Consider the following 23,728-nt stretch of genomic DNA (forward strand, 5'->3'; position numbering starts at 1 on the left):
CGCTGGATCACTCCGGTAGTGACAGGAGGCGATGATGGTCACGCAAGCTCATACGCTGGAAGGGACGGCTGCACTTCTCGATGTCGAGACGGAGGAAGCGCTGCGCAGCGCCGTCGGCGCGGCGACCATGCTCGGCCCCGATCGCGCGCGCGCGCTGCTCAGGCTGTCGGACGAGCAATTGGGGCACTTGTTCAAGGTCGGCATCGAGCAGGTCATCGATCTGGCCGGCACGATCACATTCGGCATCGCCGCTGCGGCGACGCGCGACAGGAAGCCAACCGGCGGGAAGAAGCGGGGGGGCGGAGTCGTCGCCGCCGATCTGGAGCGGCAGGTGCAGGCGGAACGGCGCATGCTGGTCGCCGACGGCAACCTGCTGCCCGCCGCGCAGACATGGGCCGGCCTCGGCATGACGCGGCAGGCGCTCAGCAAGGCTGTGGCGTCCGGTCGGATCTTCGCGGTCGATGTCGGCGCCGCCCAGTACTATCCGGCCTTCTATCTGACGGGAGACATCGATCGCAAGACGTTGGGCAGGGTGACCCAATGCCTCGGCAGTTTGCCGGGATGGAGCAAATGGCAGTTCTTCACGACGCCGAAGGCGTCCCTCGGCAACGTTACGCCTCTCGTCGCGCTGTCGCACGGGAAGGTGGACGGGGTCGAGCGCGCCGCCATGGCGTTTGCCGAGCGCTAGGAGGCATGATTGCTGATGGCACCAGGGGAACATTTCGCGCGCGCGACACTGGTGACTCGCGAAGTTGCGCCGGCGGCGCTGGTGCGCATCTCGCGATACGCGACCGGCGAGCCATACTTCGGGAAGTCGGGCGGCAATCGCTTCGACGATCCGCGCAAGCGGCGGAGGTACGGCACGCGCTACTTCGGCTTCGATCTGCATTGCGCATTCGCCGAGACGGTGCTGCATGACGAAGTCGCCGATCTGCGGCTGGGCGGTTTTCCGCTCGTGACGACCGAACTCGATCGCTACGTACTTTCATTTGACGGCGTGCCGCTGACCGTGGCCGTTCTGCATGGCTTGCCGCTGAAAAACCTCGGTGGCGACGGCGCGTTGTCGACCACCGTGCCGTACGACGTTCCGCAACAGTGGTCGCTTGCCGTCCACCGGCATCACCGTCGCGTCGACGGATTTCTGTACATGTCGCGCCATCTCAATACGTCGGAAGCGCTCGTGCTCTTCGATCGTGCCGGGCCCAAGCTCTCGCTCGGGAACGCCGTTCCGTTCCGGCGCCACCCCGATGCGCTCCGCGTATTGCGGGACTTCAACGTGCTGCTGCGTTGAGTTGCGTTGCGCGTACGGCAACGAGCGTCAAGCCCCATGCCCCATGCGTTGCGGCTTACGCCGCCGCGCCACTCCCCGCGACCCGCGCCTGCCGCTGGTACAGCACCATCGACAGCGCGACGCCCGCCGCAGCCGCCATCGCCGCGAACAGGAACACCTGCGGATAACCGAACGCACCGGCCACATAGCCGGCGAGCGGGCCGGTGATGCCGAGCGACAGGTCGAGGAACACCGAATACGCGGACAGCGCCGCGCCGCGGCTTGCCGGCGGCACGAGCGCGACGGCCTCGACGCCGAGCGCCGGGAAGATCAGCGCGAAGCCGAAGCCGGTCAGCGCGGCACCGACGAGCGCGACGTGCGGCACGGGCGCGAGCCACAGCAGCACGAGGCCCGAGCATTCGAACGCGAACGACACGATCGCGACGCGGAAGCCGCCGTGGGTCTTGATCGTGTTCGCGAACAGCAGGCGCGCGCCGATGAACAGCGTGCCGAACACGGTCAGCGACAGCGCGGCGTTGGGCCAGTGGCGCGCCGCGTAGTACAGCGTGACGAAGGTCGCGATCGAGCCGAAGCCGGCCGAGCCGAGCGCGAGGCCGAGGCCGTGCGGCAGCACGCGCGTGAACACGCTCGCATACGACATCCGTTCGCCGTGCACGAGCGGCACGGAGTCGATCAGGCGGGCGAGGTAGAAGCCGATCGCGGCGAGCGCGATCACGATCACGCCGATCAGTGCCGGATTCAGCGTATGCGCGATCGCGACGCCGACCGGTGCGCCGAGTGCGAGCGCGCCGTAGGTCGCGATGCCGTTCCACGAGATCACCTTCGCGTTGTGTGCGACGCCGACCCGGCCGATACCCCACAGGATCGCCCCGGTGCCGCACAGGCTTTCGCCGACGCCGAGCACGAGCCGGCTCGCGACCAGCAGCACGAGACTCGCGACCGGCCAGTGCGCCAGCAGCAGCGCGACGAGCAGCAACACGCCCGACACGCCGCAGCCGATCAGCCCGCGCAGCACCGTCTGCTTCGGCCCGAGCGTGTCGGCGAAGCGCCCGGCGAGCGGGCGCGACGCGAGCGTCGCGAAATACTGGACGCTGATCGCGCCGCCCGCGACGATCGCCGAAAAGCCGAGGTCGTCGTGGACGAAGCCCGGCAGCACGGCGAGCGGCAGGCCGATGGTCAGGTAGCAGATGAACGTGAAACAGACGACGGACACGATTTGCAGCGTGACGGCAGCGCCGCTGCGCGGCGGTGTGGCGGAATCGGATGACATGGGGTCTGAACGAATGAGCGAAAACGGAACGGAAAGCGGCCAAAAACGGAATCGGGATTTTCCCATGGAACCGGTTTTCATGCAGGTACCGTTTAGTTAATCGCGACCCGTTTTATCGATGACAGCGCGCCGGCGGATCGCGCCCGGCAGGCCCGAAACGCAAGCGGGGCAATGCTCGGGAAGGCCGCCGGGCGGCCCCGGCGCTCATATCGCGGCAGTTATATGGGCCCCATGCGTGATGGGCTATGGGTTGCGGAATTTGATGGTGATAGCGTTCAAACTGTCAGAAAGACGTCGGTCGAGCGCCCCGCGCAGGCCGCCTTTGCCCCCACTTGAAGAACGATAGAGACATGAGTGAGCCGATCCGCTTCTACCATCGTCACGCGGTCCGCGAAGTCAGCGGCGCGGACGTCACCCGCACCGTGCTGCAGTACCTGCGCGAGGATGCGCACTGCACCGGCACCAAGGAAGGCTGCGCGGAAGGCGACTGCGGCGCGTGCACGGTCGTCGTCGGCGAGCTGACCGACGCGGGCACCGTCGCGTTCAAGGCCGTCAACGCGTGCATCCAGTTCCTGCCGACGCTCGACGGCAAGGCGCTGCTGACGGTGGAAGACCTGCGCCAGCCGGACGGTTCGCTGCATCCGGTGCAGCAGGCGATGGTCGATTGCCACGGCTCGCAATGCGGGTTCTGCACGCCCGGCTTCGTGATGTCGATGTGGGCGCTGTACGAGAAGCACGGCCACGAAGGCTGCGGCAGCGCGTGCGCGAAGGCGAAGGACGTGCCGACGCGCACCGAGATCGCCGATGCGCTGACCGGCAACCTGTGCCGCTGCACCGGCTATCGGCCGATCGTCGACGCGGCGGTGCAGATGTTCGACGCGACCGGCGAAGGTGCGGCCGCCCCGGCCGCGCCGGTCGACACGGCCGCGCTCGCCCGCACGCTCGCGTCGCTCAAGCGTGACGACACGTTCGACTACACGACGATCGACGGCGCGCGCTTCGCGGCGCCGCGCACGCTCGACGCGCTGGCCGCGCTGAAGGCCGAGCGTCCCGACGCGCGGATCCTCGCCGGCAGCACCGACATGGGCCTGTGGGTCACCAAGCAGATGCGCCGGCTCGACGACCTGATCTACGTCGGCCAGATCGCCGAGCTGCAGAACATCGCGCACGGCGACGACTGGATCGAAATCGGTGCGGGCGTGACGGTCGAGAAAGGGTATGCGGCCCTCGCCGGCACGTATCCGGAACTGACCGAAATGTGGAAGCGTTTCGCGTCGCTGCCGATCCGCAACGCGGGGACGATCGGCGGCAACGTCGCGAACGGCTCGCCGATCGGCGACTCGATGCCCGGCCTGATCGCGCTCGGCGCGCGGGTGGTGCTGCGCGGCGGCGACACGGTGCGCGAACTGCCGCTCGAAGCGCTCTACACCGGCTATCAGCAAAAGGACATGGCGCCGCACGAATTCGTCGTCGGCCTGAAGGTGCCGACCCGCACCGGTGCGCGCGCGAAACTGCAGTTCCGCACCTACAAGCTGTCGAAGCGGTTCGACTCGGACATCTCGGCGGTGTGCGCGGCATTCGCGTTCATCGCGGACGGCGAGCTGATCCGCGAGCCGCGCATCGCGTTCGGCGGGATGGCCGCGACGCCGAAGCGCGCGACCCACACGGAAGCCGTGCTCGACGGCGCGCAGTGGCACGAAGCCACCGCGCAGGCCGCGATGCAGGCGCTCGAGCGCGATTACCAGCCGCTGTCCGACATGCGCGCGACGAGCGCGTACCGCCTCGATACCGCGAAGAACCTGATGTATCGATTCTGGCTGGAGACGCGCCCGCACGACCCGCTGCCGCCGCAGGCGTTGAACGTGCGCGAAGTGGCCGCTGAAGTGGCCGCTGAAGTTGCCAACGACGCGGCGCGCGTCTGAAGAGGGAGAACATCGAACATGAACCAGCAAGCAGAACCGTTCCTGAGCACCCTCGACCCGCAAGCCGACGCTGCGCAGGTGCACGTCTCCCGCGCACACGAATCCGCCCACCTGCACGTCAGCGGTCGCGCGACCTACACCGACGACATTCCGATCGTCGCCGGCACGCTGCACGCGGCGCTCGGGTTGTCCGCGAAGCCGCACGCGAGGATCGTGTCGATGAACTTCGACGCGGTGCGCGCGACGCCCGGCGTGGTCGCCGTGTTCACGGCCGACGACATCCCCGGCGTCAACGATTGCGGCCCGATCATCCACGACGATCCGGTGCTCGCGAAGGGCATCGTGCAGTTCGTCGGCCAGCCGATGTTCATCGTCGTCGCGACGTCGCACGAAACGGCGCGGCTCGCCGTGCGCCGCGCGAAAGTCGACTACGAGGAACTGCCCGCGATCCTGACCGCGCAGGAGGCGCGCAAGGCCGAGACCTACGTGATCCCGCCGCTGAAGCTCGCGCGCGGCGACGCGGCCGCGCGGCTCGCCGCCGCGCCGCATCGCGAGTCGGGCGAGATGCTGCTCGGCGGCCAGGAGCAGTTCTACCTGGAAGGGCAGATCGCGTACGCGGTGCCGAAGGACGACGACGGGATGCACGTGTACTGCTCGACGCAGCACCCGAGCGAAATGCAGCACCTCGTCGCGCACGTGCTCGGCGTCGCGTCGCACAACGTGCTGGTCGAATGCCGCCGGATGGGCGGCGGGTTCGGCGGCAAGGAATCGCAGTCGGGCCTCTTTGCATGCTGCGCGGCGCTCGCCGCGTGGAAGCTGCTGTGCCCGGTGAAGCTGCGTCCCGACCGCGACGACGACATGATGATCACCGGCAAGCGGCACGACTTCCATTACCGCTTCGAGGTCGGTTACGACGACGACGGCCGCCTCGACGGCGTCGCGCTCGACATGACGTCGCGCTGCGGCTTCTCGGCCGACCTGTCGGGCCCGGTGATGACGCGCGCGGTGTGCCACTTCGACAACGCGTACTGGCTGGGCGACGTGAACATCGCCGGCTACTGCGGCAAGACCAACACGCAGTCGAACACCGCGTTCCGCGGCTTCGGCGGCCCGCAGGGCGCGTTCGCGATCGAATACATCCTCGACGACATCGCGCGCGCGCTCGGCCGCGATCCGCTCGACGTGCGCTATGCGAACCTGTACGGCAAGACCGAACGCAACGTGACGCCTTACGGGCAGACGGTCGAGGACAACGTGCTGCAGGAGCTGCTCGGCGAGCTGGAGACGACGAGCGACTACCGCGCGCGACGCGCGGGCGTGCGCGCATTCAATGCACGCAACACGGTGCTGAAGAAGGGCATCGCGCTCACGCCGGTGAAGTTCGGCATCGCGTTCAACGTCACGCACTTCAACCAGGCCGGCGCGCTGGTGCACATCTACACGGACGGCTCGGTGCTCGTGAACCACGGCGGCACGGAGATGGGGCAGGGGCTCAACACGAAGGTCGCGCAGGTCGTCGCGCACGAGCTCGGCATCCGCTTCGGCCGGATCCGCGTGACGGCGACCGACACGAGCAAGGTCGCGAACACGTCCGCGACCGCCGCGTCGACGGGCTCCGACCTGAACGGCAAGGCCGCGCAGGACGCGGCGCGCCAGCTGCGCGAGCGGCTCGCGGTGTTCGCGGCGAAGCAGTTCGGCGACGGCAAGGTCGATGCGGCCGACGTGAAGTTCGGCAACGACGTCGTGTGGGTCGGCGGCGCGAGCGTGCCGTTCGGCGAAGTGATCGCGAAGGCGTATCTCGCGCGCGTGCAGTTGTGGTCCGACGGTTTCTACGCGACGCCGAAGCTGCACTGGGATCAGTCGAAGCTGCAGGGCCGGCCGTTCTACTACTACTCGTACGGCGCGGCCGTGTCGGAAGTCGTGATCGACACGCTGACGGGCGAGATGCGCACGCTGCGCGTCGATGCGCTGCACGACGTCGGCGCGTCGCTGAACCCGGCGCTCGACATCGGCCAGGTCGAAGGCGCGTTCATCCAGGGGATGGGCTGGCTCACGACCGAGGAGCTGTGGTGGAACGCGGGCGGCAAGCTGATGACGCACGCGCCGTCCACGTACAAGATCCCGACCGTCAACGACACGCCGCCCGAGTTCAACGTGCGGCTGTTCCAGAACCGCAACGTCGAGGACAGCATCCATCGTTCGAAGGCCGTCGGCGAGCCGCCGCTGCTGCTGCCGTTCTCGGTGTTCTTCGCGGTGCGCGACGCGGTGGCCGCGGTGGGCGACTACCAGGTGAATCCGCCGCTCGACGCGCCGGCCACCGGCGAGTCGATCCTGCGCGCGGTGCATGCGGTGCGCGCGGCGAGTGCGGCCCGGGCAGGCTGACATGAACGAACCCGCCCGTTCGCTGCGTGCCGCGTCGCATGCGGCCGTCGCCGGGTGCGACGGCGCGAGCGGCACCGTGCCGTCGCCGCCGCAGAGGTTCGCGCCAGGCACCGGCCGGCGCAACCGCGCGAGCGCGGCGGCGCCGCCGATGCACATCGTGCTGTTCGGCGCGGGGCACGTCGGTCACGCGCTCGTCACGCTGTTCGGCGCATTGCCGTGCGTCGTGCAGTGGGTCGACACGCGCGACGAGCTGTTCCCGGACGAGTGTCCGCCGAACGTGCAGCCGGAACCGACCGACATACCCGAGGCCGTCGTCGACGCGGCGCCGCCCGGTGCGTACTTCCTCGTGATGACGCATAACCACGCGCTCGACTTCGCGCTCGCCGCGCAGATCATGCGGCGGCGCGACTTCGCGTATTTCGGGATGATCGGCTCGCGCACCAAGCGCGTGAAGTTCGAGCGCCGCCTCGCCGCGCGCGGTGTCGATCCGGCACGGCTCACGGAGATGGTGTGTCCGATCGGCGTGGCCGGCATCGTCGACAAGGCGCCCGGCGCGATCGCGGTGGCCGTCTGCGCGGAACTGCTGCAGGCCCGCTCGGGCATGCCGGTGGCCGATGCGAAAGCCACTGCGGCCGGCCGCGTGCGCGACGGCGTGAGCTGCGCGCGGTAACGGCGCGCGGCCGATACGCTCGGCGCACGTTCGCGCGTTATTGCCTACACTGCACGGATCGCGCGGCATCGGGCCGCGCGTCTTTCGTGCAGGCACCATGTCCGAACCTCAGGTCTATCTCGACGTGCTGGATGCGAGCGTCGTCGCCATCGAGCGCTGGCTGTCCGGCGTCGACACGTCACCCGCGGCACTCGACGCGATGCTCGCGCCTTTCTCCGCCGAATTCACGATGATCATGACCGACGGTCGCGCGCTCGATCGCGACGGCACGCGCGCGCTGTTCGCGAAGCTCGGCGGCGCGAAGCCGGGGCTGCGCATCACGCTGTCGGACATCCGCGTGATCGCGACCGGCGCGTCGCACGCGGTGCTTACCTATTTCGAAGCCCAGCACGCGGCGTCGGGCGCATTGCCCGCGCGTCGCACGACCGCCGTGTTCGAACGCGACGCGGCTGGCGTCGTGCGCTGGACCCATCTGCAGGAAACCTTCTGCACGGCCTGAGGGGCTGCGCCGCATGATCGCGCGCGGGCCATCGCGCGCCGGTTCTGCGCCGGGTCAGCGCTTGCGACCGCGTGCGGCCGTCAGCTCGTCGGATACGCTCTGCATCAGCGCGCACAGCCACGCGATGTCGGTCGGGCGATCGGGCTGCGGGTGCGTGAGCAGGTAGCTCTTGATGCGGGGAAACGGCACGGGCGGCGTGACGACGACGAGCGGCAGCAACTGCGCATAGTGCGTCGCGAAGCGGCGCGTCGTCGTGAAGATCAGGTCAGACTGCAGCAGCACCTGCGGCACGATGCCGAAGTACGGCAGCGTCGTCACGATCCGCCGCGTGAGGCGGGCACGCGCGAGGCCGATCTCGATCGCGTTGCGCTTGTCGCCGGTGTACGGCGTCGGCGCGACGTGCGCGGCCGACGCGTACGCTTCGCGGGTGAGCGGTGCGCGCGCGAGCGGATGCGCGTCGCGCATCAGGCACACGATCGTGTCGGAGAACAGGTCCTGGCGGGCGAAGTGCGGGTCGGGTTTCGGCCAGTTGCCGATCACGAGATCGAGCGCGCCCGATTCGAGCGCCTCCGCGTGATCGAGCGCGGGATTCAGCGAATCGATTTCCAGATGCGCATGCGGTGCCGCGTCGCGAAAGCGCTCGATCAGCGTCGGCATGAAGAAATCGTTCAGGTAGTCGGGCGCCGCGACGCGGAACGTGCGGCGCGCGGACGACGGATCGAAGTCGCCGTGCGGCGTCGCGATGAAGTCGACCTCGCGCAGCGCGCGCGATGCGGCACCGAGCAGCGATGCGCCGTACTCGGTCGGCACCATCCCGGATTTGCCGCGCACGAGGATCGGGTCGTTCAGCGTCTCGCGCAGCTTGCGCAGCGCGGTGCTGATCGCGGGCTGCGTCTGGTTCAGCCGCAGCGCGGCCTGCGTGACGCTGCGCTCGAGCAGCAGCGTGCGCAATACGCGCACGAGCCAGATATCGAGCGAGGCGGTACGGTCGTCGTCTTCCATCGTCGGGGGATTCGGGTGAAGCGTAACCTTACCGCAGCCGCGCGTCGCCGTGCGTGATACCGGCCATCACGCACGGCCCTTCGGCAGCGCGCTGATCCGCTTGACCTCGCGCGATTCGAGCCAGTTCGGCGTGCGCGCGCAGTACAGCACCATCGGCAGCGCATCCTCGCCCCAGAACAGCTGCCGGTTCATCCAGAAGGTCGGTACGCCGAACACGCCGAGCGCGATCGCGTCGTCGGTGTTGCGGCGCAACTGCGCGCTCGTTTCCTCGAATTCGATCAGCTCGTCGCCATGCCCGACGCCGACGCGTTCGCACAGCGCGGCGAACCCGTCCGGCGTCGACGGATCGTTGCCGTCGTGCCAGATGAAGCGGAACATTTCCAGCACGGTCGCGATGTCGGCGCGCAGCGCGATCGCGAGGCGCAGCACCTTGTCGGAATCGAACGGATGCGCGGGCGGCATCTTGAAGCGGATGCCGAGCTGCTCTGCGCGAAACAGCGCGTGGCGGTACGTGAACACGCGCTTGGTCGGCACGTCGGCGCTCGAGCGCTGCCCCCAGTGGCGCTGCAGGTCGGGCAGCGACACGGCGACCGGTTCGAACGGCACGTCCGGCCACTTGTCGTGCTGCTCCAGCAGCAGGTAGGAGAACGGCGACACGAAGTCGTAGAACCAGGCGGGTTGGGCAGTATCGAGGCCGGTTGTCATGGCGATCTCCAGAGGGTGGGGCGTGCGCGCCTGGCGGCGGCCTTCATGTTACGCGGCGGCGTGCGCATGCAGCAATGATCGCGGATCGGCCGCTCACGCGGAACCGGGAGTCGCCCGAGGGGGCTCGTCGCCGCCGCCGCGCGCCGCTGCGGGCGCGCCGGCGCCCGGCGTGCCGGAGGCGGCCGATGCGGCGTCGTGCTCATGCGCGGTGAGCCGCTCGCGCACGAAACCGATGTGCTCGCGCAGCACGTAGAACTGCCCCGCGTACGCGAGCGGCATCTTCATCCGGTTCACGGCTTCCTCGATGTCGTCGAGCTCGTTGAGCAACTGGACGCGCTCGTCGGCCGTGTGCTCGCCGAGCGCGCGGCGCTCGAGCGCGATCAGCGCGCCGTACCAGCGGTAGATGCGCGAGCGCACGCGCCAGCCATACAGCGACGGCACCAGCCGCAAGCCGGGGATCAGCACGACGACCAGCGGCACCAGCACGACGAGCAGCCGGTCGACCAGACTCGCGACCCAGAACGGCAGCCGCCGGTACAGGAAGGTCTTGCCCGACTTGTAATAGCGCGACGCGTCGTCGGACAGCGGGAAACCGCGCGTGATGGCCGACGGGAATTCGCCTGCGTGCTGCAGGATCGTCGCGTGGCCGTGCACTTCGCGTGCGGCCTCGATCAGCAGGTCGGACAGTGCGGGGTGCAGCGAGTCGCGCGCGACCAGTTCGATCGTCGGCGCGACCGTATGAATGTCGGCGGGCGGCAGGTTGCGGCCGAGATCGTAGACGCCCATCGGCAGCGTGATCGCGGTCAGGTACGGAAAGCGCCGCGCGTACGCCTCGGCCTGCGTGAACGAGTACACGTGCACGCCCGGCGCGCGGAACAGCTTCGACATCACCGGGATCTGCGTCGAGTCGCCGGACAGGAATGCGGCGTCGATCTTGCCGTCGAGCAGCGCGGTCGCGGCGTCCTCGCCGGCGGTCGGCAAGAGCTCGGTCGAGCCGCCCGGCACGATGCCGTTCATCTTCAGCAGCGCGAGGCTCAACTCGCGTGCGCCGCTGCCTTCCGCGCCGAGCGCGAGCCGCTTGCCCTTGAAGTCCGACAGGCGCGCGACGACCGGGCCGCGGTACATGATCGCGAGCGGCACGTAGCCGATGCTGCCGAGTGACACCAGGTGTTCATCGCGCTCCTTCGGGCCGATGCCGCTCTGCACGAAGCCGACGTCGACCGGTGCGTTCGGGTTCGACAATCGTGCGAGGTTCTGCGCGGATCCTTCGGACGACTCGACGTCGAGCGTGACGCCGTTCTTTGCGAGGATCGCCTTGTATTTCTGCGCGGCGTTCCAGTACGTGCTGCCGGGCGGCCCGGACGAAATCACGAGCGTGGACGGCGGCGCCGGCTGGATCAGCTTGACCGCGAGCCAGACTGCCGCGACCGCGAGCAGCACGGTCGGGCCGATCGACAGCGCGAGGTCGCGCCACGACACCGCGACGAAGCGGGCGAGGATGCGACGGGGCGGGCGAGGGCTGGCTGGCTTCATGGAATCGACGGATGACACGGGTGTGGCGCATCGGTGACGGCCGTCACCGATGCACGCGATGCACGTTCTGGCGGCGATGGTACCCGGTTTCCCCCGGCGTGCGCGAATCGGCTGCCGCTCGCGGCTGCTTGCCCGGGCCGCCCCGGTGGCGGGCGCCGGCGGCCCGCGCGCAAAAGCTTTGCGCTTCGGCGGGCGCTGGATTACATTGTGCGACGCAGCCGCGCCCGATTCGCGCGCGACCCGGCATGTAATGAGACCGGGCGCGTCCGGCCGGCGGCTGTCCGGCCCGGCCGGCCCGCATTCGCGCGCGCCGGCCGCCGGCCCGTGTCGCCTCTCTCGCATCGCCGTGGAAATCATCGGCCGTCCCGCCCGTTCGCGCGCGGGCCGGCTGCCTTTGGGGGTATTCGGCCGTACTGTGCACGGCCGTTCCGGAGTCACAAGGAGATAGCATGAAGTCGATCGTGTTGAGAGCGTTGGGTGTTGCGGCCGTGGCGGCCTGTCTGACGGGCAGCGTGTACGCGCAGTCGAGCGATGCGGCGGCCACCGAAGCGCCGGCCGCGGCAACGAGCTCGCCGAAAGCGGCGGCCAAGACCGCGAAGAAGGCGAACCGCAAGCTCGGCTACGCGGTGCGCAAGGCCATTACGAAGGCAGGCGGCGTCGACGTGGCGAACCTCGTCGTGCGTTCGAAGGGCGGCGCGATCTCGCTGGAGGGCACGGTGCCCGACCAGGCTCAAATCGACAAGGCGGAAGCGGCAGCCAAGGGCGTGAAGGGCGTGACGTCGGTCACGAACAAGCTGACGGTCCAGCAGCAATAACGCCGGGCAGCGGCGCGTCAGCGCCGCGCGCGCCCGCTTTCAGGCGGGCCCCGGCATATCGGGGCCCGTTCGCACTGCAGTATGCCCGCGGGCCTGTCGCTTCGCGCCAGGTTCACCGCTACGGCATGCCCCGAACGGGACTTCCGTCGAGGCCGAAAACGCGGGTCGACCCGGCGTTTTCCCGATGGCCGCGAGCCGCGCACGATGCGGCGGCGGACCGATAACGATATCGATATCGAGAGGGCGGCAATGACGACGCACGGGTGGGGCAGTCGGTTTCTTCTCGGCGCGGCGCTGGCCGCGCTCACGTTGCTCGGCGCCTGCAACGGCGACGACTCGGGCGAACGCAACCGGCTGCCCGGTTTCGTGTCCGGCAGCGTACGCACGACCGCCTACGACGGCACGAGCGACGACCTGCTGACGGCCGGCCTCGGCAAGACGGGCCTCGCCGCCGCCACCGCACCCGGGTTCGCGAATCCGTCCCGGCCGACAGGCGCCGAACTGCGCCGGGTCGCGATCTGGTCGAACTACCGCGCGCTCGTCGACATGAGCGCGAACGGCGGCTACGGCCGCTTCTGGGGGCCGAACGTCGACCTCGACGGCAACGACACGCTCGGCGAAGGCAAGATTCCCGGCACCGAATATCTCGCGTATTCCGACGACGGCAGCGGCCGCAAGAACGTGACGCTGCTCGTGCAGGTGCCGGCGAGCTTCGATCCCGCGCAGCCGTGCGTCGTCACCGCGACGTCGTCGGGCTCGCGCGGCGTGTACGGCGCGATTTCGGCGGCGGGCGAATGGGGCCTCAAGCGCGGCTGCGCGGTCGCCTACAACGACAAGGGCGGCGGCAACGGCGCGCACGAGCTCGGTTCCGACACGATCACGCTGATCGACGGCACGCTCGCCGATGCGGTGCTGGCCGGCAATGCCAGCCTCTTTACCGCGAACGTGACGAGCGGCGACCTGGCCGCGTTCAACAACCGCTTCCCGAACCGTTACGCGTTCAAGCACGCGCACTCGCAGCAGAATCCCGAGCAGGACTGGGGGCACGCGACGCTGCAGGCGGTCGAATTCGCGTACTGGGCACTCAACGAACAGTTCGGCGCGCTGCTCGACGGCTCGCATCACGGCGTGCGCTATCACCCGGGCGACATCACGACGATCGCCGCGTCCGTCAGCAACGGCGGCGGCGCGGCGCTCGCGGCGGCCGAGCAGGACACCCGTCGCTGGATCACCGCGGTCGTGGTCGGCGAGCCGCAGGTGAACGTGCGGATGGCGCCCAACGCGGTCGTGCGCGAGAGCGGCCAGCCGGTGCCGTCGTTCGGCCGTCCGCTGGCCGACTACGCGACGCTCGCGAACCTGCTGGAGCCGTGCGCGGCCGCGTCGGCGTCGCTCGCGGGCGCACCGTACCTGAGCGCGCTGCCGCTCGCCACCACGCAGTCGATCCGCACGCAGCGCTGCGCGACGCTCGCCGCCGCGGGACTCGTGTCGGGCGCCGATACGCAGAGCCAGGCCGCCGACGCGCTCGCGCAGCTGCATGCGGCCGGCTACCTCGCCGATTCCGACCTGCTGCAGGCGCCGATGTGGGATTCGCAGGCGATTCCGGCGATCGCGGTCACTTATGCGAACGCCTACACGCGCTCGCGCGTGACCGACAACCTGTGCAATTTCAGTTTCGCGACCACCAGCGCGACGGGGGCGGTCGCACCGCCCGCCGCGTCGCCGATGCCGGCCGTATTCGGCCTCGGCAACGGCGTGCCGCCGACGGCCGGCGTCAATCTCGTGTTCAACACCGGCGCGGGCGTCGATCACCGGCTGGCGACGCCCGACGCGAGCTTTGCCGGCGCGCTGTGTCTGCGCCAGCTGTGGACCAACGGGATGCTCGACATGCCCGCGAACGTCGATGCGGTGCGCGTGAACGCGAACCTGCAGGGCAAGCCGGCGATCATCGTGCAGGGCCGCAGCGATGCGCTCGTGCCGGTGAACCATGCGTCGCGCGCGTACGTCGCGCAGAACAGCATCAGCGAAGGCGGCCACAGCCAGCTCGTGTTCTACGAGGTGACGAACGGGCAGCACTTCGATGCGTTCCTGCCGGTCGCAGGTTTCGACACGCGCTTCGTGCCGGTCCACTACTACAACCTGCAGGCGCTGAACCTGATGTGGCGGCATCTGAAGAACGGCGCGCCGCTGCCGCCGTCGCAGGTGATCCGCACGGTGCCGCGCGGCGGCACGCCGGGCGCCGCGCCCGCACTGACGGGCACGAACCTGCCGCCGATCGCGACCGCGCCGGGCGCGAATGCGATCACGACCGGCGCCGGCGCGATCGACGTGCCGCTCTGACGGCGCCCGCTGCGCCGCGTTGTCGAAGCCGGACCCGCGTCCGGCTTTTTTATTTTCAGCGTCTGGAATCGGTACCGCGCGCGCCTTTATCGGAATGGCGAACGCTGTAACAAATTATTACTTTACGGCGAAAAACCCGGAATCTATTATGCGCCGATATTTTCACTTAATTTAATAAATTCCGAGAGAGACAATCTTACTTTCTGTATAGTTAATCGATCCTTTCGATTTTATTAAATCGGCTCGAGCTGCGATTGATCGTCGTTTCGCGATTAATTGGCATCTCGCCGAAGGGGATCGTTCGTCTGTTCCAAGCGAAGGCGCCTTGTGTGGCGGGCCTTGCAGGGGAGGTTTTTGCTTGCGGTTTCTCACGCGTGCGAATCGCGGTTGTGAATTCGAATTGCTGCAAATTATTGAATTGTCGTTCGCAATGGAATTGATTCCATTGTGCGGTCGCGGAATATGGGTGGGGGTAAATCATGCCGATCGGTATTCGCCGATCCGGTAAAAAACTCGGAGTGCATCGCAAAACGAATGCGCTCCCGGTGCGGAGCGCCGGCGCAAATGATCCTTTGCGGCCGGCGGTATTTATCGTTCTGTTCGAGAGGCAATAATGACGACACTGAAGTCCTTGAAAGACGGTTTCGCGCTATTTGGAACGACACTGAGCCTGCCGATTGCCGCAGCCGCGGCCGCGGCGCTGCTCGTCACGGGCTGCGGCGGCGACGACGGGTCGGCCCCGACCGCCGCCACGGCGGCCGCCGCGACGGCGGCGAACGGCAGCACGTCGGCCGGCACCAATGCAACGGCCGCCGTCCCGGCCGACCAGCCGTATGTCGACAACGACGTGTACGGCACCGGGCCGAACGACGCGGTCACGGATTCGGCCGAAGGTGCCGCGGTCGTGCACCGCCAGGTCACGATCGGCGGCAAGACCCTCCAGTACACGGCCACGACCGGCCACCTGACCACCATCGATCCAACGACGTCGGCGCCGAACGCGAAGATGTTCTATGTCGCGTACACGCAGGACAACCCGGATCCGTCGAAGCCGCGCCCGGTCACGTTCTTCTACAACGGCGGCCCCGGCTCGTCGTCGGTTTACCTGCTGCTCGGGTCGTACGGGCCGAAGCGTCTGCAGTCGTCGTTCCCGAACTTCACGCCGCCGGCACCGTACAAGCTGCTCGACAACCCGGACAGCCTGCTCGACCGCACCGATCTGGTGTTCATCAACCCGGTCGGCACCGGCTATTCCGCGGCGATCGCCCCGGCCAGGAACAAGGACTTCTGGGGCACCGACCAGGACGCGCACTCGATCGACCGCTTCATCCAGCGCTACCTGACCAAGTACTCGCGCTGGAATTCGCCGAAGTTCCTGTACGGCGAGTCGTACGGCACGGCGCGCAGCGCGGTCGTGTCGTGGGTGCTGCATGAGGACGGCATCGACCTGAACGGGATCACGCTGCAGTCGTCGATCCTCGACTATGCGAATGCGCTGTCCGCGCCGGGCACGTTCCCGACGCTCGCGGCCGACGCGTTCTACTGGAAGAAGACGACGCTCAATCCGACGCCGACCGATCTCGACGCGTACATGGTGGAGGCCCGCCACTACGCGGACGACACGCTCGCGCCGCTCGCGCAGAAGCCGAACCCGCAGGACGGCGGCTTCGTGAACGTGCGGCTGAACCTGAACCTGCAGACCGCGCAGCAGATGGGTTCGTACATCGGCACCGATCCGACGTCGCTGATCCAGACCTTCGGCAACCCGGCCGCGCTCGGCAACGTGCCGTCGTCGGACGACAACCCGCCGTACACGTTCTTCCTGACGCTCGTGCCGGGCACGCAGATCGGCCAGTACGACGGTCGCGCGAACTTCACGGGCAAGGGCATCGCGCCGTACATCCTGCCGAACTCGGGCAGCAACGATCCGTCGATCACGAACGTCGGCGGCGCGTACACGGTGCTGTGGAACAGCTACATCAACACCGATCTCAAGTACACGTCGACCTCGTCGTTCGTGGACCTGAACGACCAGGTCTTCAACAACTGGGACTTCAGCCACACCGACCCGACCGGCGCGAACAAGGGCGGCGGCAATACGCTGTACACGGCCGGCGACCTGGCGGCGACGATGAGCGTGAACCCGGACCTGAAGGTGCTGTCGGCAAACGGCTATTTCGATGCGGTCACGCCGTTCCACCAGACCGAGCTGACGCTCGCGCAGATGCCGCTCGATCCGACGCTCAAGGCGCGGAACCTGACGATCAAGAACTACCCGTCGGGCCACATGATCTACCTGAACGACGCGTCGCGGACCGCGCTGAAGGGCGACCTCGGCAACTTCTACGACGGCATTCTCGCGAACCGTACCGCGCTGCAGCGTGTACTGAAGCTGCAGGCGCGTACGCTGCAGATGAAGCAGCAGCAACTGCAGCGGCAGGGGCAGTAAGCGTGACGGGCGGCTCGCGCCGCCTGATCTGACGTAAAGGTGCCGCCTGGTCACGTGCGCCCGCTCTTCGCGTGACATGTCTCGATGGCGGTGCTGTCATCCTCAACGGTGCCCCGGGAGTCCTGGACCTCCGGGGCATTGTCTTGTTCGAGGAGGCGTTGCACGCCGTGGCGACCTGCGATGGAGCCGAGAAATCCTTAGAAGAGGGATAAATAGCCCTCTATTGAGGATTTTCCTGGAAATCCCCATAATGAGGCCGAATATCCCTATGTCGAGGATTATCGTGGGTCTCGCGGACTTTCTCTTCACGCCGGGCATGCAACGGGTTCTGGGTGCCGTACTGCTGCAACCTGAACGCAGTTTCACGCTGCAGGAACTGCTGCGTCTGGCGGACAGCGGGCGCGGAAGCGCTCAAAAACAGATCGACCGGCTGGTCGAGGTCGGCGTGCTCAAGGAAGATGCACGGCGAGGCCGACAACGGAGCATCCGCGCGAATCCGGAATTCATCCTCTATCCGGAACTGGTCAGCATCGCGCGCAAGTCGTTCGCCGTTGTGGAGCCGTTGAAGGAAGCCTTGTTGCCCTTTGCCGCACAAATCTCCACGGCGTTCGTGTTCGGCTCGGTGGCCAAGGGTACCGACAGTGGCCGCAGCGACATCGATCTGATCGTCATCGGCAACGTCCCGCTCCTCGAGCTCTCCGAAGCGATGCACGTGGCGGAGCAAACCTTGATGCGCCCCGTCAACTTCTCCTTGTACGAGCCTGCCGAATGGACTGCGCTGGTAGAGGCTGATCCCGTCATGGCCCAGATCGCCCAAAGCCCCAGGCTGAGGATATTGTGATGCCACGCCCGACTGAATACGAGAACCTCATCAAGACGAAAGCATTCGATGCGGTTGTTCCGACACCCGGGGCAATCGCCGGATTCCTGCGCAATGCCGCGGACTACAAGGCAACCGCCGATGTGCTGGATTCCGGCCGGCCTCTGCAGATATTTACGTTGGCCTATGAGGGCTATTTTCAGGTGGTGCAGGCCATCCTGGAATACTACGAGGTGCGAACCAAAGATGCCGGCCGTAACCTGGCCATCCAGCGGGTGTCCACCTCGCTAGGCGTGAGTGCTCAGGAATTCGCCTTTATCACGAAGGCGCACGAGCGTCGCAATGGCACGTCGTATGTTTCGCCGTTTCCCCCGGTGTCGAAGGCAGAGGCTGCGACCATGCTGAGCATCCTCGCAAAATATCCGCCCGTTGCGCATACGCTGACTGGTACGCCATCACCCGCTTGATCGTCCGCCAAGTCAGGAAGTGACGGCCGGCTTCCGAGTGGTGACGAAATAGGCCCATGCCCGCTCAGGCGCTCGCCCCGCCTACGCGAGCACGAGCCGCACGCCGACCGCGACGAGCGTCGCGGCGAGCAGGTTGCGCAGCAGCCGCTCGGGCGCGCGCGCCGACAGCAGGCTGCCGAGCACGATGCCGGGCAGCGAGCCGAGCAGCAGCGACAGCAGCATCGACCAGTCGACCGAGCCGAGCAGCCAGTGGCCCATGCCGGCGACCAGCGTGAGCGGCACCGCGTGCGCGATGTCGGACCCGACGATGCGGTTGGTCGCGAGCGCCGGGTACAGCAGCAGCAGCACGGTCACGCCGATCGCGCCGGCGCCGACCGACGTCATCGACACGAGCACGCCGAGCACGGCGCCGGTCAGCACGGTCGCCCAAAGCGTGCGCGCGGGGCTCGGTGCGAGCGGATTGCGCGCGGCAAGCGCGGTCAGCTGCGGCCGGAAGATCAGTGCGAGCGACGTGAGCAGCAGCGCGACGCCGAGCACCAGTTGAATCACCCGCGCGGTGCCGGGCGAATTCATCCCGTGCGTGTGCATCGCCCACAGCGTGATCGCCGCGGCCGGGACGCTGCCGGCGGCGAGCCGGCCGGTGATGCGCCAGTCGATCGACCCCTTCAGCCCGTGGACGAGCGTGCCGGTGCCCTTGGTCGCGGCCGCGTACAGCAGGTCGGTGCCGACCGCCGTCGCGGGGTGGACGCCGAACAGCAGCACCAGGATCGGCGTCATCAGCGAACCGCCGCCGACGCCCGTCAGGCCGACGAGGATGCCGACGAACAGGCCGGACAGGGAGTACAGCAGATCGATATGGGGAAGCGACATCGGAAGCAGGCGGTTATGCGGCGTTCGGCGGCGGCGCGCGGCGGCGGCGCGCGCGTCAAAGTCCGCCATTGTCGCAAAAGTGGCGCGTCGATGTACGACTACGTTAAAAATCGGTCGCGAAGGTCCGCCGGGCGGCCCTTTCACGGTGGGTGAAACGGTCGTTTGAACGGGAATCGAAGCGGGCGGGGGCGTCGGCGGGTGGTTTGGCCGCTGCCTGGCGATCGGGCGGGGTGGGGCGGATTGGACGAAAAAGGTGGGAGCGGGCGCGCCGGCGCGCGCCCCGGTTCGGCCGCGGCTGGCCGTCAATGCATCGCGGGACCGACGCCCGGCACGGCGTCCTGGCGGCGGATGCGCAGCGCAAGCCCGAGCAGCCCGGCCGCGGCCGCGAACGCCGCGCCGACCGCGAACGCCGCGTGGTAGCCGCCGTTCAGCGCGTCGAGCGGCGTCGCGTGGGCGGCCGCGAGCGCATCGGTGCGCGCGGCCGCGAGGCTCGCGAGCACGGCGAGGCCGAGTGCGCCGCCCATCATGAACGCCGTGTTGACGATCCCCGACGCGAGGCCCGAATCGGCCGGGTCGACGTCGCTCATCGCGGCGAGCAGCACCGGATTGAACGCGACACCCGCGCCGATGCCGAGCAGCGTCATGCCGGGCAACACGTGCCAGATGAAGCCGCCGTCCGCCGGCGCGCGCGAGAACAGCGCGAGCCCGCACGCCGCGATCAGCAGGCCGGCCGCGATCGGGGCGCGGATCCCGAAGCGCATCACGATCCGCGCGGACAACCCGAGCGAGAACGCGGCCATGATCAGGTTCGCCGGCAGGAACGCGAGCCCGACTTGCAGCGGTCCGTAGCCGAGCACGCGCTGCATGTAGAGCGCGGACAGGAAGAACCACGCGAACATCGCGGCGGCCCACAGCACGCCGATCACGTTCGCGAGCGCGACGTTGCGCGCGGCGAACAGCGTGAGCGGCATCAGCGGATGCGCGACGCGCGCCTCGATCGCGATGAACAGCGCGAGCAGCACGACGGCCGCGCCGATCAGCACCAGGGTCTGCGTCGACAGCCAGCCGGCCTCGTTGCCGCCGACGATCCCGTAAACCGCGAGCATCAGCGACGCGGTCACGGTGAGCGCGCCCGCGACGTCGAGCCGTGCGGCGCCGGCCGGCGCGCGCATGCGCGGCAGCAGTGCGACGCACATCGCATGGACGGCGATGCCGATCGGCAGGTTGACGAGGAAGATCCAGTGCCACGACAGCGTGCTCGTCAGCAGCCCGCCGAGCAGCACGCCGATGCTGCCGCCGCCCGCGCAGACGAAGCCGTAGACGCCCATCGCGCGCGCCCGCTCGCCCGGCTCGGTGAAGAGGTTCATGATCAGCGACAGCGACACGGCCGACACGATCGCGCCGCCGAAGCCCTGCACCGCGCGCGCGGCGATCAGCATCGTCTGCGATTGCGCGAGGCCGCACGCGAGCGACGCGAGCGTGAACACGACGAGCCCCGCGAGGAACATGCGCCGCTGGCCGTAGAGATCGCCGAGCCTGCCGCCGAGCAGCAGGCAGCCGCCGAACGTCAGCAGGTACGCGTTGACGACCCACACGAGGGCCGTCTCGGTGAAATGGAGGTCGGTGCTGATCGACGGCAGTGCGACGTTCACGATCGTGCTGTCGAGCACGATCATCAGCACGCCGAGGCAGAGGACGATCAGCGCGTACCAGCGCTTCTCGCCGTGGATCCCGTGGGTCATGGCCTGCCGTCTTCTCTCTGATAGTTATTTGAAAGGCTGAATTGTAGACGTCATTCGCGCGTGCTTCCTGCCGGTTTGTGACAGGAGCGGCGCGTAGCGGCGGTGCGCCCGCGGTTATCCGCGCGGCGGCAGTTCGCAGCCGTCGGGGCCGCACGCGGCCGCGTCGTCGCCCGTCAGCTCGACGATGCCGCCCTCGCGCCACGCTTGCTCGAGCGCTTGCGCGAACACATCGGCCGGCTGCGCGCCCGACACCGCGTAGCGGCCGCCGAACACGAACAGCGGCACGCCGCGTCCGCCGATCTGCGCGGCGCGCGCGATGTCGGCCTCGACTTCGTCGCGATACGCGTCGCTGCGCAGCACGCCTTCGACGGCCGAGCGCTCGAGCCCCGCTTCGACCGCGAAGTCGATTAGCGCCGCGTGGTCGAACAGCGAGCCGTGCTCGCAGAAATAGGCGCGGTACAGCCGCTCGGTCAGCGCATGCGCGCGGCCGGTCGCTTCCGCGAGCTTCACGAGCCGGTGAGCGTCGAGCGTATCGCCGGCGAGGGTGCCGGGCAGGTCGTAGCGCAGTCCGACGCTCGCGGCCGCGTCGGTCACCTGGCGCAGCATCTGGTCGACCTGCGCGGGCGACATCCGGTACTTGCCTGCGAGCATCGCCTCGACCGGCTCGACCGGCTGGCCCGGCATCAGCCGGTACGCACGCAGCGCGACGTCGACCTGCCCGGCGTGCGCGAACGCGGCGAGTGCCTCGTCGAAGCGGCGCTTGCCGATCCAGCACCACGGGCAGATCAGGTCGGACCAGATTTCGACGGTCAGGGTCGGGCGGGTCGTCGGGGCAGGCGTGGTCGTCATGGGCGGTCCGGGGCGGCAAATAAATGTAACCGGGACTATATCATTTTGTGCTTCGGTGCTTCGGTGCTTCGTCCCGGCCCGGCCCGCGCGGCATGTCGCTTGCCGCTTACGCGTCGCCCTGCGTTTCCTTCAGATGCTTCAGGTGTTTGTAGACGGTCGCGCGGCCCATGCCGAGCACGTTCGCGACGTAGTTCGCGGCGCTCTTGCCGCGGAACGCGCCTTCCGCGTGCAGCGCCTCGACCAGCTCGCGCCGGTGCTCGCGCGTGAGGCCGTTCAGGCCGACCTGCCGCTCGCGCAGCCAGCCGTGCAGGAACGTGTTGATGCGCTCCTGCCAGTCGTCGCGAAACAGCTCGTCCGGTTGCGCGACGATGCCCGCGCCCTTGATGAACACGTCGAGCGTCGCGCGGACGTCGTCGAACACCGCGATGTTGAAGTTGATGCACATCATCCCGGCCGGGCGGCCTTCGTCGTCGAACAGCACGTTGCTCACGCAGCGCATCCGCCGGCCGTCCCAGTTCAGCTTCTCGTACGGGCCGATCACGCGCTCGCGCGCCGAATGATCGATTTCCTCGAGCGCCGAGTCGTCGCCGACCTCGCGCTTCGACAGGTTGTTCGCGAGATACAGCACGGTCTGGTCGTGCAGGTCGTGGATCACGACTTCCGCGTACGGGAAGAACAGCGCCGCGATGCCGTCGGCAATCGGTGCATAGCGGGTGAGCAGCAGGTCTTTGACGGGGGATTGCTTCTTGCGCATCGGAATCGCCATCTCGGGTGAGCGGAGGCCGGGCGGGGCGTCGGCGTGGCGCACCGGCGTGCCGTTGACCGGCTTGCCCGTGCGCCCGCGCGCTGCCGCCGCGGCGGTTGCGCCATTGTATCGGCCCCGCGTGCGCGTGCCGGTCATGCGCGCGTCAGATGTGTGTACAGCGCATGCGCGATCGCGATGTCCTCGAGCCCGAGGCCGATCGAGCGGAAGAAGGCGTGGCGCGTGCGCGATGGTGCCGCGCAGGTGCCGGCGACGAGCGCGGGCAGGTCGCCGACGATCCGCTCGGGCGTCCAGCCGTGATCGGCCGCCGCGATCTGCATCTCGCCCGCGCTCGCGGGCGTCGTGTCGCGATAGTCGCAGTACACGTCCAGGTCGGGCAGCCATGCGGGCGGGATCTCGTGTGCGCGGGCGACGTTGGTGCTGATCGACGTGACGAGCGCGGGACGCGTGAGCATCCCGTCCGCGAGCACCGGCGTGCCCGACGACGTGCACAGCATCACCACATCCGCATCGCGCACGCACGCTTCGACGCTGGCAGCCGCCCGGGCGCGCGGGTCGATCCGCGCGAGCATCGCCTGCAGCGCCGGATCGCCTGCGAGCGCGGGTGAGTGGACGCTGATCGACGCCCAGTCGCGCAATGCCGCGGTGTGGCGCAGGTGCGCGAGGCCGACGGCACCCGTGCCGATCACGGCGAGCCGGCGGGCGTCGCGTGGCGCGAGGCAGTCGACCGCGAGCGCGGTCGTGCCGGCCGTGCGCTCGACCGTCAGCAGCCCCGCGTCGCACCACATCAGCGGCTGGCCGGTGCGCATCGACATCAGCGCGGTCCATGCGGTGACGATGGGTTTCCCGCCCGTCACGACGTACGGCGACAGCTTCGCGCCGAATACCTGTTCGTCGGCGAGCGCGCCGAGGTACGTGATGAAATCGCCGGCCTGTTCGGGAAACAGCGTGAGGGTCTGCGGCGGCTGCACCGCGCGCGCCGACGCGAGCGACGCGAACATGCGACGCAGCGTACCCAGCACGTCGAGCGACGGCAGCGCCGCGCGCACCGCGGCTTCGTCGACGGTCAGCGGCAGGATCGGGGCGGGTTGCGTCATGGGACTTCTCCGGTCGAGCCGGACAGGACAGTCTCGAAAGAGGGTGTCCGGCGAGGTTTGTGATGGACTAAAAGTCTAATATAGACTTAATGGGCTGCGTGTATTTTTCTTTTCCAGATGAGGCTGCGTCGCAGCGCGCACGAAAAACATCGATAAATCAACGGTGTTTGGCGGGTCCGGCACGATTTCGCCGAGCGGCAGCCGCGCCGAGATTATCGTATCCCCTATAGTCTATAGTAGACTAA

20 protein-coding genes are annotated in these 23,728 nt (G+C 68.3%); 11 read left to right on the plus strand and 9 right to left on the minus strand.

All coding sequences use genetic code 11. The features are described 5' to 3' along the window. Positions 1 to 31: 31 nt before the first annotated feature. Both ACTJKF_RS20515 and ACTJKF_RS20520 read left to right on the plus strand, forming a co-directional pair. Positions 32 to 688: a hypothetical protein gene (locus ACTJKF_RS20515; RefSeq protein ID WP_440625585.1), complete on the plus strand. Its 657-nt coding sequence runs from the start codon at positions 32 to 34 to the stop codon at positions 686 to 688. Between the two features lie 15 nt (positions 689 to 703). Continuing rightward, complete coding sequence (locus ACTJKF_RS20520; protein ID WP_440625586.1) at positions 704 to 1,291, plus strand: RES family NAD+ phosphorylase; 588 nt, start codon at positions 704 to 706, stop codon at positions 1,289 to 1,291. Positions 1,292 to 1,346: 55 nt separating this feature from the next. On the opposite strand, the gene ACTJKF_RS20525 is transcribed toward ACTJKF_RS20520, so the two are convergent. Further along, positions 1,347 to 2,561 (minus strand): MFS transporter, encoded by a 1,215-nt coding sequence (locus ACTJKF_RS20525; RefSeq protein ID WP_440625587.1) that lies wholly within the window; start codon positions 2,559 to 2,561, stop codon positions 1,347 to 1,349. A gap of 350 nt (positions 2,562 to 2,911) precedes the next feature. Here ACTJKF_RS20525 and xdhA point away from each other — a divergent pair, with 350 nt between their 5' ends. The 4 genes from xdhA (at position 2,912) to ACTJKF_RS20545 (ending at position 8,034) form a co-directional block, all read left to right on the plus strand. Beyond that, the gene (gene xdhA, locus ACTJKF_RS20530) at positions 2,912 to 4,483 is read left to right on the plus strand and encodes a xanthine dehydrogenase small subunit (RefSeq protein ID WP_440625589.1); all 1,572 of its coding nucleotides are present in this window, start codon (positions 2,912 to 2,914) and stop codon (positions 4,481 to 4,483) included. An 18-nt stretch (positions 4,484 to 4,501) separates the two neighbouring features. Beyond that, on the plus strand, positions 4,502 to 6,865 hold the full coding sequence (gene xdhB, locus ACTJKF_RS20535) for a xanthine dehydrogenase molybdopterin binding subunit (protein WP_440625591.1): 2,364 nt from the start codon (positions 4,502 to 4,504) through the stop codon (positions 6,863 to 6,865). A gap of 1 nt (position 6,866) precedes the next feature. Further along, entirely contained in the window at positions 6,867 to 7,535 is a 669-nt protein-coding gene (gene xdhC / locus ACTJKF_RS20540; protein ID WP_440625593.1) for a xanthine dehydrogenase accessory protein XdhC, read from the plus strand. Between the two features lie 97 nt (positions 7,536 to 7,632). Further along, positions 7,633 to 8,034: a polyketide cyclase gene (locus tag ACTJKF_RS20545; protein ID WP_440625594.1), complete on the plus strand. Its 402-nt coding sequence runs from the start codon at positions 7,633 to 7,635 to the stop codon at positions 8,032 to 8,034. 54 nt (positions 8,035 to 8,088) lie between these two features. Here ACTJKF_RS20545 and ACTJKF_RS20550 read toward each other — a convergent pair whose 3' ends face one another. From ACTJKF_RS20550 to ACTJKF_RS20560, 3 genes are all read right to left on the minus strand, one after another. Next, positions 8,089 to 9,036, minus strand: a complete 948-nt coding sequence (locus tag ACTJKF_RS20550) for a LysR family transcriptional regulator (protein ID WP_440625596.1) — start codon at positions 9,034 to 9,036, stop codon at positions 8,089 to 8,091. A gap of 66 nt (positions 9,037 to 9,102) precedes the next feature. Further along, positions 9,103 to 9,741, minus strand: coding sequence for a 2-hydroxychromene-2-carboxylate isomerase (locus tag ACTJKF_RS20555; protein WP_440625597.1), 639 nt, complete (start codon positions 9,739 to 9,741; stop codon positions 9,103 to 9,105). A gap of 93 nt (positions 9,742 to 9,834) precedes the next feature. Continuing rightward, positions 9,835 to 11,274 carry a TAXI family TRAP transporter solute-binding subunit gene (locus tag ACTJKF_RS20560; protein WP_440625599.1) on the minus strand — a complete coding sequence of 480 codons (1,440 nt, stop codon included), beginning with the start codon at positions 11,272 to 11,274 and terminating at the stop codon, positions 9,835 to 9,837. Positions 11,275 to 11,723: 449 nt separating this feature from the next. Between ACTJKF_RS20560 and ACTJKF_RS20565 the strand changes: the two genes are divergently transcribed. From ACTJKF_RS20565 to ACTJKF_RS20585, 5 genes are all read left to right on the plus strand, one after another. Beyond that, a complete protein-coding gene (locus ACTJKF_RS20565) occupies positions 11,724 to 12,089 on the plus strand; it encodes a BON domain-containing protein (protein ID WP_440625600.1) in 366 nt (121 codons plus the stop codon). Positions 12,090 to 12,338: 249 nt separating this feature from the next. After that, complete coding sequence (locus ACTJKF_RS20570; RefSeq protein ID WP_440625601.1) at positions 12,339 to 14,426, plus strand: D-(-)-3-hydroxybutyrate oligomer hydrolase; 2,088 nt, start codon at positions 12,339 to 12,341, stop codon at positions 14,424 to 14,426. Positions 14,427 to 15,039: 613 nt separating this feature from the next. Beyond that, positions 15,040 to 16,875, plus strand: coding sequence for a S10 family peptidase (locus tag ACTJKF_RS20575; protein WP_440625602.1), 1,836 nt, complete (start codon positions 15,040 to 15,042; stop codon positions 16,873 to 16,875). A gap of 268 nt (positions 16,876 to 17,143) precedes the next feature. After that, the gene (locus ACTJKF_RS20580; RefSeq protein ID WP_440625603.1) at positions 17,144 to 17,716 is read left to right on the plus strand and encodes a nucleotidyltransferase domain-containing protein; all 573 of its coding nucleotides are present in this window, start codon (positions 17,144 to 17,146) and stop codon (positions 17,714 to 17,716) included. Beyond that, positions 17,716 to 18,162 (plus strand): hypothetical protein, encoded by a 447-nt coding sequence (locus ACTJKF_RS20585; RefSeq protein WP_440625604.1) that lies wholly within the window; start codon positions 17,716 to 17,718, stop codon positions 18,160 to 18,162. Before ACTJKF_RS20580 ends, ACTJKF_RS20585 begins: the two co-directional genes overlap by 1 nt. An 81-nt stretch (positions 18,163 to 18,243) precedes the next feature. Here the strand turns inward: ACTJKF_RS20585 and ACTJKF_RS20590 are convergent, their stop codons facing one another. The 5 genes from ACTJKF_RS20590 to ACTJKF_RS20610 all read right to left on the minus strand — a co-directional run bounded on the left by ACTJKF_RS20590 (position 18,244) and on the right by ACTJKF_RS20610 (position 23,483). Then, a complete protein-coding gene (locus ACTJKF_RS20590) occupies positions 18,244 to 19,032 on the minus strand; it encodes a sulfite exporter TauE/SafE family protein (RefSeq protein ID WP_440625605.1) in 789 nt (262 codons plus the stop codon). Between the two features lie 302 nt (positions 19,033 to 19,334). Further along, positions 19,335 to 20,774: a DHA2 family efflux MFS transporter permease subunit gene (locus ACTJKF_RS20595; protein WP_440625606.1), complete on the minus strand. Its 1,440-nt coding sequence runs from the start codon at positions 20,772 to 20,774 to the stop codon at positions 19,335 to 19,337. A 114-nt stretch (positions 20,775 to 20,888) separates the two neighbouring features. Beyond that, positions 20,889 to 21,623 carry a DsbA family oxidoreductase gene (locus ACTJKF_RS20600; RefSeq protein WP_440625608.1) on the minus strand — a complete coding sequence of 245 codons (735 nt, stop codon included), beginning with the start codon at positions 21,621 to 21,623 and terminating at the stop codon, positions 20,889 to 20,891. 106 nt (positions 21,624 to 21,729) lie between these two features. Further along, positions 21,730 to 22,524 (minus strand): helix-turn-helix transcriptional regulator, encoded by a 795-nt coding sequence (locus ACTJKF_RS20605; protein WP_440625609.1) that lies wholly within the window; start codon positions 22,522 to 22,524, stop codon positions 21,730 to 21,732. Beyond that, positions 22,521 to 23,483 (minus strand): ornithine cyclodeaminase family protein, encoded by a 963-nt coding sequence (locus ACTJKF_RS20610; RefSeq protein ID WP_440625610.1) that lies wholly within the window; start codon positions 23,481 to 23,483, stop codon positions 22,521 to 22,523. Before ACTJKF_RS20610 ends, ACTJKF_RS20605 begins: the two co-directional genes overlap by 4 nt. Between the last annotated feature and the right edge of the window lie 245 nt (positions 23,484 to 23,728).

The organism is Burkholderia sp. 22313 (assembly GCF_052045245.1).
GTDB lineage: Bacteria > Pseudomonadota > Gammaproteobacteria > Burkholderiales > Burkholderiaceae > Burkholderia.